Source organism: Pseudoalteromonas sp. J2K-J031 (assembly GCF_058197095.2).
In genome coordinates, this window is record NZ_CM200279.1 from 3,794,822 (window position 1) to 3,815,226 (window position 20,405).

Sequence of the window (20,405 nt, forward strand, 5' to 3'; positions counted from 1 at the left end):
ATCCTTTAGCTATTTTTATAATTATATTTTTATTGTCGAGCGAGTAAGAGGCAGCGCTTTTAATACCTGATCCCCCACTTCAAGCCCTGCCAACACTTCGATAAACTCACTGCCTTGCATGCCGATTGTCACTGATTTTTGCAGCACTTGTTCACCATCAAACACATACACTGCTTGATGCGGCTCGCCTGCTTTAATGTATAAAGGTTTAACCACACGCAGCGTATTGGCTTTACTTGCCAGTAATACTTCAGCCGACACAGACAAATTATTAACCGCGGAAGACGGGATTTGCTCAGAAAAAACCGCCTCAAACTTGATTTGATTGGCTTCTACATTCGGGTGAATACGCACCACCTGCGCCAAATAGGACTTGCCTTTAATGGCAATGTTAACCTGCAATCCTGGTGACAAAATGTCGATTGCATTGGCTGGGGCTAATAACTGAGCAAACAAACTATTTTGACTCGATAACTTAGCCAGTACCGTTCCCTTTGTAACGGCCTGACCGACTTCAATATCGTCTAATAATTCGGTTAAAATCCCAGATTGGCTTGTTTTGATAATTAAGTTATTTACGTCTTCTTGCATCATGGCCAATTGCTGTTTTTCACTTTCAAGCTCAAGGTCAAGTGCCTGTGTTTCAAACTTAAGCGTATTTTGAAATGCCGCCTCACTGCGCTTGGTTAAATCTAGCTTTAAACGCAATTGCTCTAGCCCTGTTTTGGCTCGTAAATAGTCAAGTTCACTAAGTAACTGCCCTTGGTACAACTTACTGAGAGTGTCTATTTCTAATTCTGAAAATTTAAGCTCACTGGCTGCCATCGCTAAATCATTTTGTAATTGAGTGGCTTCGCGCTGCAATTTGGCCAGCGCTGAAACATGCTTAGCTTGCGCCTTTTGCCAGTTTAAAGTGGCAATTTGTAACTGACGTAATAACTGTGGATTCGAAAGGGTGATAATCGCGGTATTGGCTTCAACATGTGCCCCGGGCAATATATTGAGTTCACTGACATGCCCATCAATCTGAGCCACTAAACTATTGGATGCCCTCGGTGTTAACCGCCCAAATACCGCTAATTTTTGCTCAACAGGCCCATGTTCAACGTTTGCCAATTGCAGTTCGCTGCTCTGCTCTTTAAATAATTGGCTAGCAATAAACCCAATCACCATAACCACCAGCAAAACGCCTGCAAAAATAAAGATCCACCGTGTTAATTGGCGGCTTTGAGAGTCTTGTTCGGGGATGGTGAGCATGTAAAATCCTTATGCTTTTATGGGTAAAAACAACTCTATTGAGGTACAAGGCCAATAGTTGGAACTTGAATTAAATACCATGGGATTGTTTTTTGTGCTTGCAGTAGCTTAGCTGCTAGCTGTCTTCGACTGACTGTTCGCTCTAGAAATGACCTCATATTGGGGTCTTCCGATGGCCCATAATTCCCCTGTTCATTCACATTCAAATCAAAATATAAGAATAAATAATTTGAGTGTGATTGAGCTGGCAGATTAATATTTACGAAAGAAATCAGCGCCTTTTCATCTAATATTATTTCGGTAACATCATTTTGTAATACCTCTTTTAGATTTGGAAAAAGCGAAACGGCTTCCTGCCCCTTTAAAATAACCCCTTTTTTTACATCATAAAGGTATCCCACTCGCTGAAAGGCCCTTAAACCTCGGCTTAAAAAGAACTGCTCAAACGTATCAAACCGCTTTGTTGTGCCCCTTCTCCACTTTTCAATACTGTGTGCCTGTTCGGTATAACGAGATAAATGCTCAGGGTTAGCCTGTTCGGCCTGAGTTTGCGATGAAACACTAGATAAAATAAAGCTAATTAAAAAAATAATGGGTTTCATAAAAATCCTTTTTGAATTTATGAAAAGTGGCAAACCACAAAGAGCTTGCCATTTTGCTAATTATTAACCGCAGTTAATAACACATGGATCATCTACGGTACATGTTGCAGTACCGCCTCCAGGTGTTTCTGCATAACATACAAAATTCCCACTCTGCCAGCCACACACGCTATCACCGCATGCAGCATACACTCCATAACTTGTACCCGTTAAAATAAGAGCAGCTAGTGCTGTTTTAATTGCTTTTTTATTTTTAAATTTCCTTATAAGTTAACAAAATTACCCAATTAAGGGAACCCAAGGTTAGCAAAACATTAAAAAAAAACATTTATTTAACTAAAAATCTATATTAACCCGTTTAATTTCAGTTTTTATATTGTTTGAACTCGCTCATTGAGTAAACACCCTATCAATCGCAATTTTAACTATAAACTCAGTGATATTTGATAATTGGCTTGGCCATGCTCTGCGGTGGTAAATGAGCCCGAACCTTTAAAAGCGGCCAACTCATCCGTGCCAGACCCTGCAACAATGCTAAACGTAGAACTTGCGACACCCGCGACAAATTGCCCTTGGTGTTGTAAAACCAAGGTGCCGGTTTGGCCATTTATAGTGCCGCTAAAGGTTTCAAAACCAACAAATTGCGCTGTGCCATCGGGTTGATAACTCATTAAATACCTCAGCTCACTTGTACCTTGGGCATCGCCGCTATATTGCTGGGTAATAATCGCCTGACTTTGTTTAGCGCCATTGTCACTTTCGCTATAGGGCGTTTCTTGCCAGTTAGTGATCTGAAACGTGCCTGTAAGTTGTGTTTGTGTCATATCTCGCTCCGTTTATATTTAAATTGTACCGTTATGTCGTATTGCCTATTAGTGAGCCAAATATTAGCGATGAGTATCGCTGCTGAATGACCTTTAAGCTGAGCATTAGTATAGGCATTAACTTTGTTAGTCTTGACTTTAAAGTCCACGCCCTTGCGTAAATAAGCTGCATGGTTAACACCACAAAACAAGCATGGGGATTTCACTATCTCTTGTTTTTATTTTGGTCTTTTTAAGGTGACTCATCGCCAAAGCCCGCTATCTGGCGCAAATCGAGTTTCAGCAATCAAACTCTCGCTTAAAATACGCCATTGTATTTTTTTGCTCACCTGATATGCCACTCAACTCTGCTGTTCGCCAATGTATTGCCGAAAATTTAGAACTGTTTGAAGGTAAAACCGATCATTTGTATTTAGATACCAATGGCTATCCAACGATAGGTATTGGTCATTGCGTTGCAAACTTAGGAGCTTTTACACAATTACCAATGATCCGTATTCGTGATGGCAAACTTGCATCCGAACAAGAAAAAATAGTCGAATACCAAGCTATCAAACAAAAACCTGCAGGCTACCATGCCTCGTGGTATCACGCCTTTTGTAAGTTGCGCTTACCAGAGCAATCCATTGTTAACATTCATGAAGATCACTTGCACAGTTTTCACAACGAATTACGCCACATTTTTAAACGCAGCCGAGGTTACAACTGTGACTTCGAACAACTACCAAGCCCTGTACAAATTGCCCTGTTCGATTTAGCTTATAATGTTGGCATTACAAATTTACAGCATAAATGGCCCAAATTGCATCAGGCCATTAAACAACAAAACTGGCATTTAGCCGCACAAGAAAGTAACCGAAAAGGCATTCAAGCTGCCCGCAATGAACACATTAAGCAGCTATTTTTAAGCGCTGCAGGGAAACACAGTGCTAAGCCATTTATTTCCAAGCCAACAAAACAGCAACGAGGCCATATAACTCAGTCTTCGTTGCTTAAAAAAGCCCTCAGCTGGCTTGTTGCATGGCTAATAAAAAAGCTTAAACGCCGATTTAAATAAGCTATAAACCTCTATTCTCATTTAGGTTTATAGCGAGCTTACGCACAAAACCGTTACTTAAAGACGACTGGTAAAGTGCTTTTTTGATAAGTACGTAACTCTGGCGGCGTCCATTGGCCTTGCTTAAGATATTGGGTGGACACCTGCATTTTGTTATCTTTAAGTCGGCTGGTGGATTTCACTTCGGTAATCCCCTCATCAGAGCCTGTTACCGCTTCATAAGCGACAAACTCACCGCTATCGAGCACTTCTATTCGGCCTTGAGTGTAAAACCCTGCAGTAGTGAAATAATAAAAAATCAGACTTTTTTGGCTTTTATCCCAAAATATTAAAGACTCGCCACCATATAGGCCGTTATTAATCGAGTGTAATGTCCGAATAGCCGTGCCATTTAACGCACGCTCAAAGCGGCTAACATCCTGCATCGGCTCTTTGCCTTCAAGTACGGGAAAATCAGCTTGCCATGTCCCAAGGTAAGGCTCAAACACCGACAAATGAGAGTCTAGCGACTCAGCTTGAGCAGTCGCGCACACAACAGCACACAACAATAACGTGATCACATTACGCACATATTTAATCATTACACTATCAACCTAAAGATAATTATCATCACTGTAGCATAGCGATAAAAAACGCCATCTTAAAGATGGCGTTTTATTTTAGCGTTGCTTAATTTTTTATTACTTCTTAACCGGTCGCTGCCAGCCATCAAGATTACGTTGCTTGCCACGTGCCACAGCAAGCTGTTTATCGTTAACCGAGGTTGTGATCACTGAGCCTGCGCCAATTGTTGCCATAGTGCCAATGTTGACAGGTGCGACAAGTGATGAATTTGAGCCAATAAAGGCGTTATCACCGATGATGGTTTGTGATTTATTAACACCATCGTAGTTGCACGTAATAGTACCTGCACCAATATTTACTTTTTCACCAATTTCCGCATCACCTAAATACGTTAGGTGGTTGGCTTTTGAACCTTTACCTAGGCGGGTTTTTTTCATTTCAACGAAGTTGCCCACGTGTGAGTCTTCTTCCATCACTGAGCCTGGGCGTAAACGTGCATAAGGGCCAACTGTGCATTTAGCTGCTACAGAGGCATCTTCAATCATGGAGTTAGCTTTAATCACAACACCGTCACCTATGGTGCAGTTTTTCAATACACAGTTCGGGCCTATCACCACGTTGTGACCTAACGTAACATTTCCTTCAAAAATAACGTTGATATCAATTAAAACATCTTCGCCTGTTGTAACGTTACCACGGACATCAATACGAGTCGGATCAGCAAGCGTTGCACCATTAAGCATTAAGGTTTCGGCTTGCCATTGCTGGAATGCGCGCTCTAGGCCAGCGAGTTGCACACGGTTATTCGCGCCTTCAACTTCCATTGGATGATCAGGATGCGCTGAGGTGATTTCAATCCCATCTGCATGTGCCATCGCCACTATATCGGTTAGGTAATATTCACCTTGCGCGTTGTTGTTTGATAAACGACTGAGCCAGCCTTTTAATAACCCACCGTTAACCGCCATAATGCCTGTATTCACTTCGGTGATGGCTAACTGCGCAGGATTGGCATCTTTTTGTTCAATAATGCCCACCAGCTTGCCGTTATCACGTAACATGCGGCCATAGCCATTTGGGTTGGTTAAATGCACAGTCAAAACAGCTAAGCCATTTTTAGGAGTAACAGCAAGTAAACGCTCAAGCGTTGATTGGCGTGTCAGAGGCACATCGCCATATAAAACCAATACTGTGTCGGCATCATTGATATGTGGAACAGCTTGCGCCACCGCATGGCCAGTCCCTAGTTGCTCGGCTTGTAATACCCAGTTAGCTTCGTTATGAGCCAGTTGCTCAAGTAACAACTCACCGCCGTGACCATAAACCAAGTTAGTGGTGGTTGCACCGAGCGCTTTGGCGTTATCAATGACATGTTGCACCATGGCTTTGCCAGCTACTTTATGAAGTACTTTTGGTAGCGCTGAGCGCATGCGTGTTCCCTTGCCGGCAGCAAGAATGACTGTAGTTAAAGACATTAAAACAATTTCCTTTTTTCTTTGTTTTAATTGAATTATTTTGTTTTAGCCCTTTATTATTTTCAGCCACAATCCTGTGTGCATGTGAAACCGAATAGAATTCAATTTGAAATTAATAAAAAACGAAGCAAAAATAACCCAATTTTAATGCGCGCTATTGTAACGGGGATTGTTGACAGATATAAGCCCAAAATGACTTTAGACAGCGTTATCATTTATCAAATATTTCACGTGAAAAATAAAAAGGGTTAACTAAAAAGTTAACCCTTTGTTTCTGGGCATGTAATTTAATTAAGACGTTTTAAAACGGCCAACTAAATTTGATAAGCTGGTGGCTTGACAAGTTAACTCCTGTGAAGATGTTTGAACTTGAATCGACAACGCAGCATTGGATTGAGCATATTCATCTATTGAGCAAATACTTTCAGATACTGAATCAGCCGCAAATTTTTGCTGATTAGCCGCTTGCGCAATCGAAGCATTCATTAATGAAAGGCTTGCTATCACATTAGACACATCAACAAGGCGGTTTCGTACTTGAGAAACTAAATCGATTCCCGACTCAGCCATAGAAGCAGCATGATCCATCGACGATACAGCTGTTGTTGCAGCAGTTTTAAGTGCATTGATACGATTTTGGATTTCAACTGTGCTGACTTGAGTCCGCGCAGCGAGGCTACGAACCTCATCAGCAACCACTGAAAAACCGCGACCATGCTCACCGGCTCTTGCCGCTTCTATCGCCGCATTTAACGCTAATAAATTTGTTTGCTCTGCAATGCCATCGATCACCACCAAAATAGAATTAATTTCATCTACCTCACAGTTAAGCTCTGAAATCGCAACGGATGCCTCTTTGACTCCGCAGACTAATTTATCGATTTGTTGGCGTGCTTGCTCTGCAAATTCAGCGCTTTGTTTTGAGATTGAGTCTGCATTTTCTGACGAATCAGATGATTGCTCAGTATTCATAGCAACTTCACGAATCGATGCATGGAACTGCTCAACCGCTGCGGCCACCATTTCGGTTTGGGCTTTTTGCTTTGCAGCCGCATCCATCGCAATCTCAGTGCTGCCACTAAGTTGTGTGGATGACGCGGCTAAATGTTCACTGGTATTTTTAATATCGATGACTAATTCTTTAATAAACAGATTAAATAAATTAAACGCTTTACCTAAATCGCCAATTTCATCTTTACGTTTTGCCTCTTCAAGCTGACGCGTTAAATCTGCGCCGCCAGTAGCGATATCTTTCAAATTATTAATTAAATGCTGCAGTGGTTTAGTAATAGATTGCGAAAATACCCAACTAAGCAATAAAGCGATAAGTGCAATAACAACCGTGACCGTCAGAGATATGAGTACAATATTAGTCAGTAATGCATTGGCACTCGCAAGCGCCTCGGCTTTATCTATTTCACTCATGATTACCCATGTCATATCACCAACCTTAAGCGGCGCATAAGCCGAAAATACAGGTTCATTACGATAATCTATGTACTCTTGAAATCCTGACTTACCCTCAAGAGCAAGCCCAACCCCAGGGCTCGTCACAGGTAAAATACCGATAGCGGTGTGTTTCTGAGCTATTTTATCAGCCACTTGTGGAGAGCTTGCTTTTAATACATCAACAAGGCCTGCTTTATCCTCGATCAGAAACCGACTTTCGGTTCGCAGTAATTTATCTGGACCGACTAAATAGGTTTCGCCTGACTTCCCCATTCCGACATTGAGCCAATTTTTATCGTTGGTCATCACTGCATTAATTTTACCTATTGGCATTTGTAAGGCCAATACAGCTACTAATTGATCTCCTCGATAGATAGGGGTAGAAATAAACGCAGCACCATCAAGGTAAGAAGGTAAATAGGGTGCAAAGTCAGTTAAATAAGTTTGTCTTTTACTGATGCTAAGAGCCTTATTAAATGCTTTTGCTAAGCCTGTTTTTTGCATTTCACCACGATTTAATTGCGTCGCAAAATCAGCTTCTTTATATACTGAATAAATAACATTGCTTGAATTGGCATCGACTATAAACAAATCATAAAAACCAAATTGCTTAACGTAATCACGAAATATTGGGTGATATAAAGCATGCCACTGAGAATACTGAGAGTTATCATTCGCTTGGTTAAGTAAGTGTTTTTCGCCTAATTTATTAGCATTTTGGACTATATATTGGTTTTGCCAATACAAAGTAACTGGGTCTGCTGATTGATATAAAGCGGTACTATCTATTTGTGTATTACCATTACGACGAGCAAATTCAGACTTAAACTGATTTTGATAAAAACTACTGACGTTTGGCAATAAATCGCCACTGTCAGCAGCGTTCGAATTAAAAAATCCTTGTTTAAAATGAGTTGCGGCATCAACAACCATTAAATCATTCGCTAATGTGATAGCTTGACTCTCAAGGTCACTGAAATAATTTTCGATTTGCTGCTTTTTTTGCTCCCTCGATGCAATGAGTGAATTTTCACTCTCTTTATTGGCTGTGCTAAGTACACTGTTAATCGTTGTATTAGCAAGCAACATTGATAGTGCAATGAGTGGAATGATAGCGAGCGCTATCATCATGAGGATTAACTTAGTCCTAATTTTCATCTTACATTCCTTTTCCTTGATGACATTAAATCTAAACCGCTATAGTTAAACCCAAGACTAGATAGTAAATAGGTTATCCAGAACCAAGGTTAGTTAGCTCAGTAAAGTATGAGTAAAACTCTGCTTTAAGCAAAAAAAGGAACATGTTTTTTTCATCCCAAATTAATTCAATACCACTTAGATTAAAGACATTTTTAGCTATCTAATTGGATTAAGTAGCCAATTCAACTGATTTATATAACGTTATTAACGCGAAATTGATTTACAAAATTGGGAGCTGGGTATTAAAAATAAATCTAGATTTATGACTTCGTCATGATGGTAACAGGCTATAAACATACAAATGATTAAAAATCATACCTAACCTGATCTCTGGTTAAGAGATTTTCTAACATATTGATTTAATTTATATAAAATCAAAAAGTTCTCCAGGCGGAGATTTACAGGGATAACAAGGCGAGTTTACGCGTCAATAGCGGGTCTATTGCAAGTAAACTCAACGTAGTTATCGTTGAAAATACCCACTGGAGATAGATTTATTATCCAGAGTTCAGGTTACCTAGTAACACTGTGTTCCTAGCCGAATATTTAAACGCTCTAACAAAATTTAAACATAAAAAAAGCCACCCTTAGGTGGCTTTTTAATTTGGTACAGAGCTTACTTACGAAGTGTTTGAAGTACTTTAAGCTGTGCAATTGCACGAGATAACTCGATTGCCGCTGCCGCATAATCAAAATCACCAGCATCTGCTTTAGCCATTTGCTCTTCAGCACGGCGTTTAGCATCAAGAGCTGTTTTTTCGTCTAAGTCTTCTGCTCGAGTTGCAATATCAGCCAGTACAGTCACAATTTGTGGTTGGACTTCTAACGTACCGCCAGCAATGTAGATCATCTCTTCATCACCGTTTTGCTTTACTACACGAACCATACCAGGTTTAAGGGCTGTCAATAATGGAGCGTGGCCAGGATAAACACCTAACTCACCTTCACTACCTGAAACTTGAAGTGTTTCGACACGACCAGAAAAGATAGTCTTTTCAGCGCTAACTACATCTAGGTGTAGAGTCATAGCTGCCATGTTAGCCTCCTAAATTAAATATTTTTAGCTTTCTCGATTGCTTCATCGATTGAGCCAACCATGTAAAATGCTTGCTCAGGAAGCGCATCATAGTCACCTTTTAAGATGCCAGTGAAGCCAGCAATAGTGTCTTTTAGTGATACGTATTTACCTGATGCACCTGTAAATACCTCAGCTACGAAGAACGGCTGAGATAAGAAGCGCTGGATTTTACGAGCACGAGATACTAATTGCTTATCTGCGTCAGATAACTCATCCATACCTAGAATCGCAATGATGTCTTTTAGTTCTTTGTAACGCTGAAGAACTGTTTGAACACCACGTGCAGCATCATAATGCTCTTGACCAATTACTAATGGATCAAGTTGGCGAGATGATGAATCTAGTGGGTCTACCGCTGGATAAATACCTAAAGATGCGATATCACGAGAAAGTACAACTGTTGCATCTAAGTGAGCAAAGGTTGTTGCTGGTGATGGATCTGTTAAGTCATCCGCAGGTACGTATACCGCTTGGATTGAAGTAATCGAACCTGTTTTAGTAGAAGCGATACGCTCCTGTAGTACACCCATTTCTTCAGCAAGCGTTGGTTGGTAACCTACCGCTGATGGCATACGACCTAAAAGTGCAGATACTTCTGTACCAGCTAGTGTGTAACGGTAGATATTATCTACGAAGAAAAGTACATCGCGACCTTCGTCACGGAACTTCTCAGCCATAGTTAGACCCGTTAAAGCAACACGTAAACGGTTACCTGGTGGCTCATTCATCTGACCGTAAACTAGCGATACTTTATCAAGTACGTTAGATTCGTTCATTTCGTGATAGAAATCGTTACCTTCACGTGTACGCTCACCAACACCAGCAAATACTGAGTAACCGCTGTGCTCGATTGCGATGTTACGGATAAGTTCCATCATGTTTACAGTTTTACCAACACCGGCACCACCGAATAAACCAACTTTACCACCTTTAGCGAACGGACATACAAGGTCGATAACCTTGATACCTGTTTCTAAAAGTTCGATAGAGCTTGATTGTTCTTCGTAGCTTGGTGCTGCACGGTGAATAGACATACGCTCTTCTTCACCGATTGGGCCAGCTTCATCAATTGGCTCACCAAGTACGTTCATGATACGACCTAGTGTTGCTTTACCTACTGGCACTTGGATTCCTGCGCCAGTATTTTCTACTACTGCACCACGACGTAAACCGTCTGTAGTACCAAGTGCGATAGCACGTACCACACCGCCACCTAGCTGCTGTTGAACTTCTAGAGTTAAACCAGCTAAATCGCCATTTGTAATTTTGACTGCGTCATATACGGCAGGCACGCTATTTTGTGGAAATTCGATATCCACAACGGCGCCGATAATTTGGACGACCTTACCTAAACTCATGTCTATTCCTCTCGTTAATCTTTGCCCGAAGCATTAAACTGCTGCTGAACCAGAACAAATCTCACTAATTTCTTGTGTGATTGCAGCTTGGCGAGCTTTGTTGTATATCAGCTGTAACTCATCCATCAGATCACCAGCATTGTCAGTTGCAGCTTTCATTGCAACCATACGAGCGGCTTGTTCTGAGGCAGCATTTTCAGCTACACCTTGGTAAACTTGTGATTCAATGAAACGCACTAACAAAGTCTCTAAGATAGACTCTGGGCTTGGTTCATATAAATAATCCCAAGTGTAAGCTGATACCTGTTCTTCTGCTTTTGGCAAAGGTAATAACTGTTCGATCACTGGCTCTTGCTTCATAGTATTAACAAACTTGTTATATACCACGTATAAACGGTCGATTTTGCCTTCAGAGTATGCATCAAGCATAACTTTTACCGGACCAATTACGTCCGCTAGTGAAGGCACATCTCCTAAACCCGCTTTAGAAGCGAGAAGTTGACCACCAAAACGTTGAAAAAATCCAGCTGCTTTATTGCCTAAAGTAGCAAATTCAGCTTTAACGCCTTTATCTTTCCACGCTTTAACGTCTAGGGTCACTTTTTTAAACTCATTAGAGTTTAAGCCACCACATAGACCACGGTCAGTAGAGATAACAATATAACCAACGCGCTTAACATCACGCTCAGCTAAAAACGGATGTTTGAAGTCAAGATTAGCTTGTGCAACACGACCGATCACTTTACGTAAGTTCTCAGCGTATGGACGGCTTGCAGCCACACGGTCTTGCGCTTTCTTCATTTTTGAAGCAGCAACCATTTCCATAGCACTGGTGATCTTTTGAGTATTTTTGATACTCCCGATCTTGCTTTTTATCTCTTTTCCACTGGCCATGACTCTCTCTCCGAATCAAGGTGAGTGTCAAAAACAACACTCACCATCACATAACTAAATTACCAAGTTTGCGTAGCTTTGAACTTTTCTAAAAGTTCTTTTAACTTCGCTTCGATCTCAGCGTTGTAGTTACCTGTTTCGTTGATTAGAGCCACAAGCTCAGCATAAGTGCTATTTGCATAAGACAATAAAGCAGCTTCGAAATCGATTACTTTAGAAACTTCGATATCTTTTAAGTAGCCTTTTTCAGCAGCAAATAATGATAGAGACATTTCAGCAACAGACATAGGTGCATATTGGTGTTGTTTCATCAACTCCATTACGCGCTCACCATGCTCAAGCTGTGCACGAGTAGCATCATCAAGATCAGATGCAAACTGAGAAAACGCAGCTAACTCACGGTATTGAGCTAACGCTAGACGGATACCACCACCTAGTTTTTTAACGATTTTAGTTTGCGCAGCACCACCAACACGCGATACCGAGATACCAGCATTAACAGCTGGACGGATACCTGAGTTGAATAGACCTGTTTCTAGGAATATCTGACCATCAGTGATAGAGATAACATTTGTAGGTACGAACGCAGAAACGTCGCCACCTTGAGTTTCAATGATAGGCAATGCTGTCAATGAACCTGTTTTGCCTTTTACAGCACCGTTTGTATACTTTTCAACGTAATCAGCGTTTACACGTGATGCACGCTCAAGTAGACGTGAGTGAAGATAAAAAACATCACCAGGGTAAGCTTCACGACCTGGTGGACGTTTTAATAGCAATGAAATTTGACGATAAGCAACAGCTTGCTTAGACAAATCATCATATACGATTAAGGCATCTTCACCGCGATCACGGAAATATTCACCCATAGTACAACCAGCAAAAGGCGCTAGGAACTGAAGTGCAGCAGATTCAGAAGCAGATGCCACTACAACGATAGTGTTTGCTAATGCGCCGTGCTCTTCAAGTTTACGTACTACGTTTGCAATTGTTGACGCTTTTTGACCAACCGCAACATACACACATTTAACGCCTGTATTTTTTTGGTTGATGATTGCATCGATTGCTAATGCTGTTTTACCAGTTTGACGGTCACCGATAACTAATTCACGTTGACCACGACCAACAGGGATCATCGCATCAATAGACTTATAACCAGTTTGCACTGGCTCATCTACAGATTGACGCTCGATTACACCTGGAGCGATTTTTTCTACTGGTTCAAAACCGTCATTATCTAAAGCGCCTTTACCATCAATCGGAGCACCTAGCGTGTTAACAACACGACCTAGTAAACCACGACCAACTGGCACTTCTAAAATACGACCGGTTGATAATACTTTTTGGCCTTCAGTTAGATCCGCATAAGGACCCATAACTACCGCACCTACTGAGTCGCGCTCAAGGTTTAATGCGATAGCAAAACGGTTGCCTGGAAGCTCAATCATCTCACCTTGCATACAGTCAGCTAGACCGTGAATGCGGATGATACCATCTGTAACAGATACAATAGTACCTTCGTTACGGGCTTCACTTACAACTTCGAACTGCTCAATACGTTTTTTGATCAGCTCAGAAATTTCAGTGGAATTAAGTTGCATGCTCTTTCTTCCCAATTACGATTGAAGTGTTACGGCTAAGCGGTTTAATTTACCGCGAATAGAGCCATCAATTACAGTGTCGCCCGCCTTAATGATAAGACCACCAACAACTGTAGCGTCTACACTACAATTCAGCTTAACTTTGCGTGCGAAACGTTTTGCGAGTGCCGCTACCAATGTTTCCTGCTCTGAAGCAGAAAGTTCAGTTGCCGAAATCACATTTACATCGATTTCTTTATCAAACTCTGCTTTTAATTCTGCAAAGATTTGGGCAACTGCCGGAATGGCGGCTAAACGCTTATTTTCGGCCATCAGCTTGATTAGATTCTGACCTTGCTCATTGAGTTGCTCTGCACAAACTTTAATAAAAATATCTGCTTGTTCAGTTGCAGTAGCAATGCCTGAGAGTAGAGATGCAATCTGTTCATTGGCGGCAACTTCACCGGCAAAAAACAACATTTCATTCCAACTTTCTACATTGCCTTTTTCAACAGCAAGTTCAAAAGCCGCTTTAGCGTATGGTCGAGCGATAGTAGTCAATTCAGACATGCTCAGACCCTCCTAATTACAGCTCAGTAACAAGTTTTGCAACAATGTCACTGTGAGCGGCTTCATTAATTTCGCGTCCAAGAATTCTTTCAGCGCCAACAACCGCTAATACAGCGACTTGTTTACGCAATTCTTCTTTAGCACGATTACGTTCAGCTTCAACTTCAGAGTGACCTTGAGCGATAATATTTTCACGCTCTTCACGACCACGAGCAGTCTCTTCGTCAACGATTTTCGTCGCACGCTTTTTAGCTTGTTCGATGATATCAGCAGCTTGTGCTTTAGCTTCTTTAAGCTGTTCTGTTGCTTTTTTACGAGCAAGTTCCAGATCTTTTTCAGCCTTATCAGAAGCAGCTAAACCATCTTCGATTTTCTTCTGGCGAGCTTCAATTGCACCGTTAAGTGGTGGCCACACAAACTTCATGCAGAACCATACAAACACTACGAATGCAATTAATTCACCTAGTAGAGTGGCGTTTAAGTTCACGACCGCTCCTCCTTAAATAGTAAGCTGTTCAAATGTATGATTAAAGTACGAACAACAATACCATTGCGATACCAACACCAATCATTGCAACAGCATCGATTAGACCAGCAAGGATGAACATTTTAACTTGTAGCGAAGGTGCAAGCTCAGGTTGACGCGCACATGCTTCAAGGAATTTACCACCCATGTTACCGAAGCCGATCGCTGTACCGATAGCACCAAAACCGATAAGTAGAGCAACTGCGATAAACTTAATTGCTTCAGGCATTGATAATACTTGTTCCATTTTTTTCTCCAAAGTTTCAATTGTAAATTAAAGTTAAATATTAAAAGTTAAAAATTAATGATTATCTGAACTAGCCATACTTAGGTAAACAATCGTCAGCATCATAAATACGAATGCTTGAAGAACGATTACTAAGATGTGGAACACAGCCCAAATAAAGTGCAACGGTAATTGCATTAAACCAACTGCGCCGATTAAGATGAAAATCAACTCACCAGCATATAGGTTACCAAACAAACGTAGTGCTAACGAGAAAGGCTTAGCGACTAATGCAATTGTTTCTAGTAATAAGTTACAAGGAATTAAGAAAATCATTGCAAACTTGTTGTTCGTGCTGAACGGGTGCAATGTTAGCTCTTTAATAAAGCCCATAATGCCTTTAATTTTGATTGAATAACCAATCATTAATAAGAACACACCTAACGCAAGTGCAGCCGTTAAGTTGATATCTGTCGTAGGTACGATTTTCATGTACACGTCATGTGAATCCATACCAAACGCGGTCTCACCAACGAAACCAGCAAATGCAGGTAAGAAATCAACTGGAATTAAGTCCATTAAATTCATTAGGAATACCCAAACAAAAATTGTTAGGGCTAATGGAGCGATCAGTGAACTTTTACCATGAAAAGTATCACGAACGTTCATTCCAACGAATTCAACAACCATTTCAATGAAACACTGAAATTTACCAGGTACACCGATCGTTGATTTTGTAGCGGCACGACGGAAGATCCATAAAAATAAAAGACCTAAACCGATAGACCATGCGAGGGTATCTATGTGCCATGTCCAGAATCCACTGTCCGCACATGCTTTATTGAAGGCCAAACCGGTATCGGTCGAACACATCTTTGCATTGGTCAAGTGGTGCTGAATATGGCTAGATAGAGTAACTTCTTCTGCAGCCATGTTTTATCCCAAAAGTTAATGATTAAAAAAAATCGGCGCTGCCCATTGCGAAAACATTACCAGTATATAACAGCAAAAAAATGGCAGAGCCATTACTGTAAAATACTTAAATACCAGTGCAAACAAGCAAATGGTCAGCAAAAATTTTAATCCGTTGCCTCGTTTTATCGAGTCAAACACTTGATTTGCTTTGCTCGCTCCCGCATATCTGAAAGAGTAAGCTGCAAATACAAAATTAGGGAGTACAGAGACTAGGCCACCAGCTAAAGCCGACAAACCTGCACTTACTCCCCAACCTACGAAAACAATCACTGCAGATACAACTGCAATACAACCCTGAAAAGCGATTAACTTAAATGCTGCCAAACGTAATGTTTTGGCTAAACGGTTTGACATTAACGTTAACCTTTTAGTACGACAATTAATCATCAGAGTATAAAAAAACTCGCAAAATTATACCGATTTCTAGCGTTATTGCAACTTGGCTGATACATAATTGCTATAAATAAAAATAACTTAAACAGCCGTTAAAGCCTGATATTTATTCATTTATCAGTTCAGAATTAATCCGTTCAATAATGCCGTCGAGCTCTTCAAGACTGGTGTAACTAATGACGAGTTTACCTTTACCTTTTTTGTTGTAACTTATTGCAACTTGCGCTCCTAAGTTATCTGATAATTGGCGCTCTAGCTGCTCAACGTCAGGGTCTTTAGGCACTTCAGGCTTAAGAGGTAAAGGTTCTAATGTCTGTTTAACAAGCTTTTCTGTTTCGCGTACTGTGAGCGCTTTTGCCACAACGATACGTGCAGTGTCAGATTGAATGTCATCTTCTAATGCAAGTAAACAGCGAGCATGGCCCATTTCAATATCACCATACTCAAGCAGTTTTTTAACATCTTCATTTAAATTATTTAAACGAAGTAAATTAGTGACTGTAGTACGAGATTTACCAACAGCATCAGCAACTTGTTGATGCGTTAGCTCAAACTCGGTCAATAATCGTTCTAGTGCAACGGCTTCTTCCATTGCATTGAGATCTTCACGCTGAATATTTTCAATTAACGCAATAGCAACAGCGGCTTCATCAGGCACATCTTTAATTAAACAAGGTACAACATCAAGTTGCGCTATTTGTGCAGCGCGCCAACGTCTTTCACCAGCTATGATTTCATATTTGTTTTCACCAAGGGTGCGAACAACTATCGGCTGAATAATACCTTGGGCACGAATTGATGCTGCAAGTTCTTCAAGCGCTTCTTCTGACATGTCACGACGAGGCTGGTACTTGCCTGATTGTAAAAACTCGATAGGAAGCTTTTGTAATTCACTAGCTACTGCAGATGGTGTCTCTGGAGAATATGATGTGACCGACGGATCATAATCCGCAGTAGTGGCTGAAGGGGGCTTTGATGACATCAATAAAGCATCTAGACCTCTTCCTAGTCCACGTTTTTTTGCTGACATAGTAACCCTTATTTTTAAATATTATGCGACTGCAGAGTTTATTTTCTCTTTACGACGTAACATTTCACCGGCCAAGGCCAAATAGGCTTTCGCGCCTGATGAAGTGCGGTCGTAATACATAGCAGGTGTACCAAAGCTTGGCGCTTCTGCCAAACGAACATTGCGAGGGATTACGGTGCGATATACTTTTTCACCAAAATGCTGCTTCAATTGCTCAGATACGTCATTAGCAAGACGATTACGAGGATCGTACATCGTTCTTAAAATACCTTCAATTTGTAATTTTGGATTCACCAATTTAGCTAATTGAGTGATGGTATCCATCAACGCAGTCAATCCTTCAAGGGCATAATATTCACACTGCATAGGGACAAGCACGGAGTCAGCGGCAGCCATTGCATTTACGGTTAACATATTTAAAGAAGGCGGGCAGTCGATAATGATAAATTCATAACGATCACGAATAAGATCAAGTGCATTGCGTAAACGCACTTCACGAGCAAATAATTCCATCAACTTAACTTCAGCAGCCGTCACATCGCCATTGGCAGCGATTAGATGGTATTCACCCGATGTTTCGGTTTGAACCACTTCGTCAAATGGTTTTTCTTCAACTAATAAATCATAAACAGTTGCAATATCCGCATATTTATCAACGCCACTGCCCATAGTTGCATTACCTTGAGGGTCTAAATCAACCAGTAATACTTTACGTTTTGTTGCCGCCATTGAAGCAGCCAAATTAACCGCGGTTGTAGTTTTACCCACACCACCTTTTTGGTTAGCTATTGCGATGACTTTTGCCACAGTATCCCCTGACGCTTAGTCTTTTTTTAGTATTATTAGGTGCCTTTGTGCATTTAACTGCGGCACATCTAGCGATATATCTTGCTCAAATTTAATATTGTGAGGCAAAGACGTTAACTCTTCTTCTGGGTATTGGCCTTTTAGCGCAATAAACCTACCAGAGCTATCAACCAAGTGACTACACCACTGAACCATATCTTGTAATGAAGCAAATGCTCGACTCAAAACACCATCTAGTTTAACAGGTGCTTGAAAGTCTTCCACTCGAGATTGCACTGGAGAAATATTCGTTAGACCTAACTCATGTTTAACTTGTGTTAAAAAACGAATTCGTTTGCCTAAACTATCAAGTAAAATAAATTGAGTTTCTGGTAATGCAATGGCCAACACCACTCCAGGTAAACCAGGACCAGTACCAACATCAATATAATGTTTACCTGTTAAATGTGGTGCAACCACTAAACTATCAAGAATATGTTTAACCATCATTTCATTTGGGTCACGAACTGAAGTTAAGTTATATGCTTTATTCCATTTGTTTAATAATTCAACGTATTTAACAAGTTGTTGTTTTTGTAATAGTGTTAGCTCAATTGAAGTTTGAGCTAACAGTTGATTTAATTTATCGAGTAACACACTAAGCCTTTTAGTTAAGCTAGTTTACGAAGCAAGCCTTGCTTCTTAAGATAAACTAATAATAACGAAATTGCAGCCGGCGTGATACCTGAAATTCGTGATGCTTGACCTATCGTTTGTGGGCGCACATCTGAAAGTTTTGCAACAACCTCATTTGATAAACCTGAAACAGCTGAATAATCATAGTCTGCAGGTAACAATGTCATTTCATGACGGAGTTGTTTATCAATTTCTTCTTGTTGACGCGTAATATAGCCCGCATATTTTATTTGAATTTCAACCTGTTCTAAAGCTTGTGTGTTTGTGCTTTGCGAACCTAAGCCTTCGATTTTTACTAACTCATTATAAGTAACTTCAGGTCGACGGATTAATTCTTCTAAACTCGCTTCACGAGACAAAGGGGCTTTTAATAAATTATTAACCGCTGCAAGTTGAGGATGATCTTTATGGATCCACACTTCTTTTAAGCGTTGCGCTTCTTTTGCTATCTCTTCTAATTTGAGATTAAATGCAGCCCAGCGTTCGTCATTCACTAATCCTAGTTCACGGCCTTTGGCTGTTAAACGTAAATCGGCATTATCTTCACGTAACAATAAACGGTATTCAGCACGACTAGTAAACATACGGTAAGGTTCTTTAGTTCCAAGTGTTGCCAAGTCATCAATAAGCACACCCACATAGGCTTCATCACGGCGTGGTGTCCAAGCTTCTTTACCTTGCACTTGTAGTGCTGCGTTCATACCCGCGATAAGACCTTGCGCAGCCGCTTCTTCATAACCGGTTGTTCCATTGATCTGGCCAGCAAAGAATAAACCGCTAATAAATTTTGTTTCGAGTGATTGCTTTAAATCTCGAGGATCGAAAAAGTCATATTCTATCGCATAACCAGGACGACAAATATGTGCGTTTTCAAAACCCTCTATTGATTGAACAATCTGTAACTGCACATCAAATGGTAAACTGGTTGAGATCCCGTTTGGATATAATTCGTGTGTTGTTAAACCTTCAGGTTCAACAAAAATTTGATGACGATCTTTATCTGCAAAACGCGTGATCTTATCTTCTATCGATGGGCAGTAGCGTGGGCCTATACCTTCAATAACACCCGCATACATAGGTGAACGATCTAAGTTATTACGGATCACATCATGTGTTTTTTCATTGGTGTAAGTAATGTAACAAGGGATCTGTGTTGGATGATCGTTTTGCTTACCCATAAATGAAAACACTGGTGTTGGTGTATCACCTGGTTGGATTTGCATTTTAGAAAAATCAACAGTACGCGCATCAATTCGAGGTGGAGTGCCTGTCTTTAAACGACTGACTCTAAAAGGTAATTCACGCAAACGTCTCGCTAATGCGATGGAAGGTTGATCGCCAGCACGACCACCACTAAAACTTTCCATACCAATATGGATTTGACCACCTAGAAATGTGCCTACGGTTAGGACAACTGAACGACTTGAAAAACGAAGACCCATTTGAGTAACAACACCAATTACACGATCATTCTCAACGATGAGATCGTCACATGACTGTTGAAATATTTTTAAATTTTCTTGGTTTTGTAAAGTTTGTTGAATCGCTTCTTTGTAAAGTTTGCGATCAGCTTGAGCTCTAGTTGCTCTTACTGCAGGGCCTTTTGATGAATTCAAGGTTCTAAACTGAATACCGCCTTTATCAATGGCCTGTGCCATTGCACCACCTAAGGCATCAATTTCTTTTACTAAATGACCTTTTCCGATCCCACCGATCGCAGGATTACATGACATTTGGCCAAGTGTATCCATGTTGTGCGTTAGTAGCAGAGTATTCATTCCCATTCGTGCAGAGGCTAAAGCGGCTTCAGTGCCCGCATGTCCACCACCTACTACGATTACATCGAAATGCTCATGAAAAATCAT

General features: G+C 40.7%; 20 protein-coding genes. 1 reads left to right on the top strand and 19 read right to left on the bottom strand.

What is annotated here, in order from left to right; translation table 11 throughout:
• Positions 1-21: 21 nt before the first annotated feature.
• From AC3KZC_RS17215 to AC3KZC_RS17225, 3 genes are all read right to left on the bottom strand, one after another.
• The gene (locus AC3KZC_RS17215; protein WP_490579771.1) at positions 22-1,257 is read right to left on the bottom strand and encodes an efflux RND transporter periplasmic adaptor subunit; all 1,236 of its coding nucleotides are present in this window, start codon (positions 1,255-1,257) and stop codon (positions 22-24) included.
• 35 nt (positions 1,258-1,292) lie between these two features.
• On the bottom strand, positions 1,293-1,859 hold the full coding sequence (locus AC3KZC_RS17220; RefSeq protein ID WP_490579770.1) for a hypothetical protein: 567 nt from the start codon (positions 1,857-1,859) through the stop codon (positions 1,293-1,295).
• 425 nt (positions 1,860-2,284) lie between these two features.
• Positions 2,285-2,683: a DUF3224 domain-containing protein gene (locus AC3KZC_RS17225; protein ID WP_490579769.1), complete on the bottom strand. Its 399-nt coding sequence runs from the start codon at positions 2,681-2,683 to the stop codon at positions 2,285-2,287.
• Between the two features lie 334 nt (positions 2,684-3,017).
• Here AC3KZC_RS17225 and AC3KZC_RS17230 point away from each other — a divergent pair, with 334 nt between their 5' ends.
• Entirely contained in the window at positions 3,018-3,740 is a 723-nt protein-coding gene (locus AC3KZC_RS17230) for a lysozyme family protein (protein WP_490579768.1), read from the top strand.
• 53 nt (positions 3,741-3,793) lie between these two features.
• Here AC3KZC_RS17230 and AC3KZC_RS17235 read toward each other — a convergent pair whose 3' ends face one another.
• From AC3KZC_RS17235 to mnmG, 16 genes are all read right to left on the bottom strand, one after another.
• On the bottom strand, positions 3,794-4,318 hold the full coding sequence (locus AC3KZC_RS17235; RefSeq protein WP_490579777.1) for a hypothetical protein: 525 nt from the start codon (positions 4,316-4,318) through the stop codon (positions 3,794-3,796).
• A gap of 102 nt (positions 4,319-4,420) precedes the next feature.
• Positions 4,421-5,779, bottom strand: coding sequence for a bifunctional UDP-N-acetylglucosamine diphosphorylase/glucosamine-1-phosphate N-acetyltransferase GlmU (glmU, locus tag AC3KZC_RS17240; RefSeq protein WP_490579767.1), 1,359 nt, complete (start codon positions 5,777-5,779; stop codon positions 4,421-4,423).
• A gap of 291 nt (positions 5,780-6,070) precedes the next feature.
• Complete coding sequence (locus tag AC3KZC_RS17245; RefSeq protein ID WP_490579766.1) at positions 6,071-8,386, bottom strand: methyl-accepting chemotaxis protein; 2,316 nt, start codon at positions 8,384-8,386, stop codon at positions 6,071-6,073.
• A gap of 658 nt (positions 8,387-9,044) precedes the next feature.
• On the bottom strand, positions 9,045-9,464 hold the full coding sequence (locus tag AC3KZC_RS17250) for a F0F1 ATP synthase subunit epsilon (protein ID WP_490579765.1): 420 nt from the start codon (positions 9,462-9,464) through the stop codon (positions 9,045-9,047).
• Between the two features lie 14 nt (positions 9,465-9,478).
• Entirely contained in the window at positions 9,479-10,864 is a 1,386-nt protein-coding gene (gene atpD, locus AC3KZC_RS17255) for a F0F1 ATP synthase subunit beta (protein ID WP_490579764.1), read from the bottom strand.
• A gap of 33 nt (positions 10,865-10,897) precedes the next feature.
• Positions 10,898-11,758: a F0F1 ATP synthase subunit gamma gene (gene atpG / locus AC3KZC_RS17260; protein ID WP_490579763.1), complete on the bottom strand. Its 861-nt coding sequence runs from the start codon at positions 11,756-11,758 to the stop codon at positions 10,898-10,900.
• Between the two features lie 59 nt (positions 11,759-11,817).
• The gene (atpA, locus tag AC3KZC_RS17265) at positions 11,818-13,359 is read right to left on the bottom strand and encodes a F0F1 ATP synthase subunit alpha (RefSeq protein ID WP_490579762.1); all 1,542 of its coding nucleotides are present in this window, start codon (positions 13,357-13,359) and stop codon (positions 11,818-11,820) included.
• Positions 13,360-13,374: 15 nt separating this feature from the next.
• Complete coding sequence (atpH, locus tag AC3KZC_RS17270; RefSeq protein WP_490579761.1) at positions 13,375-13,908, bottom strand: F0F1 ATP synthase subunit delta; 534 nt, start codon at positions 13,906-13,908, stop codon at positions 13,375-13,377.
• Positions 13,909-13,924: 16 nt separating this feature from the next.
• Positions 13,925-14,395 carry a F0F1 ATP synthase subunit B gene (gene atpF, locus AC3KZC_RS17275; protein WP_490579760.1) on the bottom strand — a complete coding sequence of 157 codons (471 nt, stop codon included), beginning with the start codon at positions 14,393-14,395 and terminating at the stop codon, positions 13,925-13,927.
• A 40-nt stretch (positions 14,396-14,435) separates the two neighbouring features.
• Positions 14,436-14,681, bottom strand: coding sequence for a F0F1 ATP synthase subunit C (atpE, locus tag AC3KZC_RS17280; RefSeq protein WP_054206604.1), 246 nt, complete (start codon positions 14,679-14,681; stop codon positions 14,436-14,438).
• Positions 14,682-14,735: 54 nt separating this feature from the next.
• Positions 14,736-15,593, bottom strand: coding sequence for a F0F1 ATP synthase subunit A (gene atpB / locus AC3KZC_RS17285; RefSeq protein ID WP_490579759.1), 858 nt, complete (start codon positions 15,591-15,593; stop codon positions 14,736-14,738).
• Positions 15,594-15,608: 15 nt separating this feature from the next.
• On the bottom strand, positions 15,609-15,989 hold the full coding sequence (locus tag AC3KZC_RS17290) for an ATP synthase subunit I (protein WP_490579758.1): 381 nt from the start codon (positions 15,987-15,989) through the stop codon (positions 15,609-15,611).
• Between the two features lie 145 nt (positions 15,990-16,134).
• Positions 16,135-17,058, bottom strand: a complete 924-nt coding sequence (locus AC3KZC_RS17295) for a ParB/RepB/Spo0J family partition protein (protein ID WP_490579757.1) — start codon at positions 17,056-17,058, stop codon at positions 16,135-16,137.
• A gap of 21 nt (positions 17,059-17,079) precedes the next feature.
• Complete coding sequence (locus AC3KZC_RS17300) at positions 17,080-17,865, bottom strand: ParA family protein (protein WP_490579756.1); 786 nt, start codon at positions 17,863-17,865, stop codon at positions 17,080-17,082.
• A 15-nt stretch (positions 17,866-17,880) separates the two neighbouring features.
• A complete protein-coding gene (gene rsmG / locus AC3KZC_RS17305; protein ID WP_490579755.1) occupies positions 17,881-18,501 on the bottom strand; it encodes a 16S rRNA (guanine(527)-N(7))-methyltransferase RsmG in 621 nt (206 codons plus the stop codon).
• A 14-nt stretch (positions 18,502-18,515) separates the two neighbouring features.
• The gene (gene mnmG / locus AC3KZC_RS17310) at positions 18,516-20,405 is read right to left on the bottom strand and encodes a tRNA uridine-5-carboxymethylaminomethyl(34) synthesis enzyme MnmG (protein ID WP_490579754.1); all 1,890 of its coding nucleotides are present in this window, start codon (positions 20,403-20,405) and stop codon (positions 18,516-18,518) included.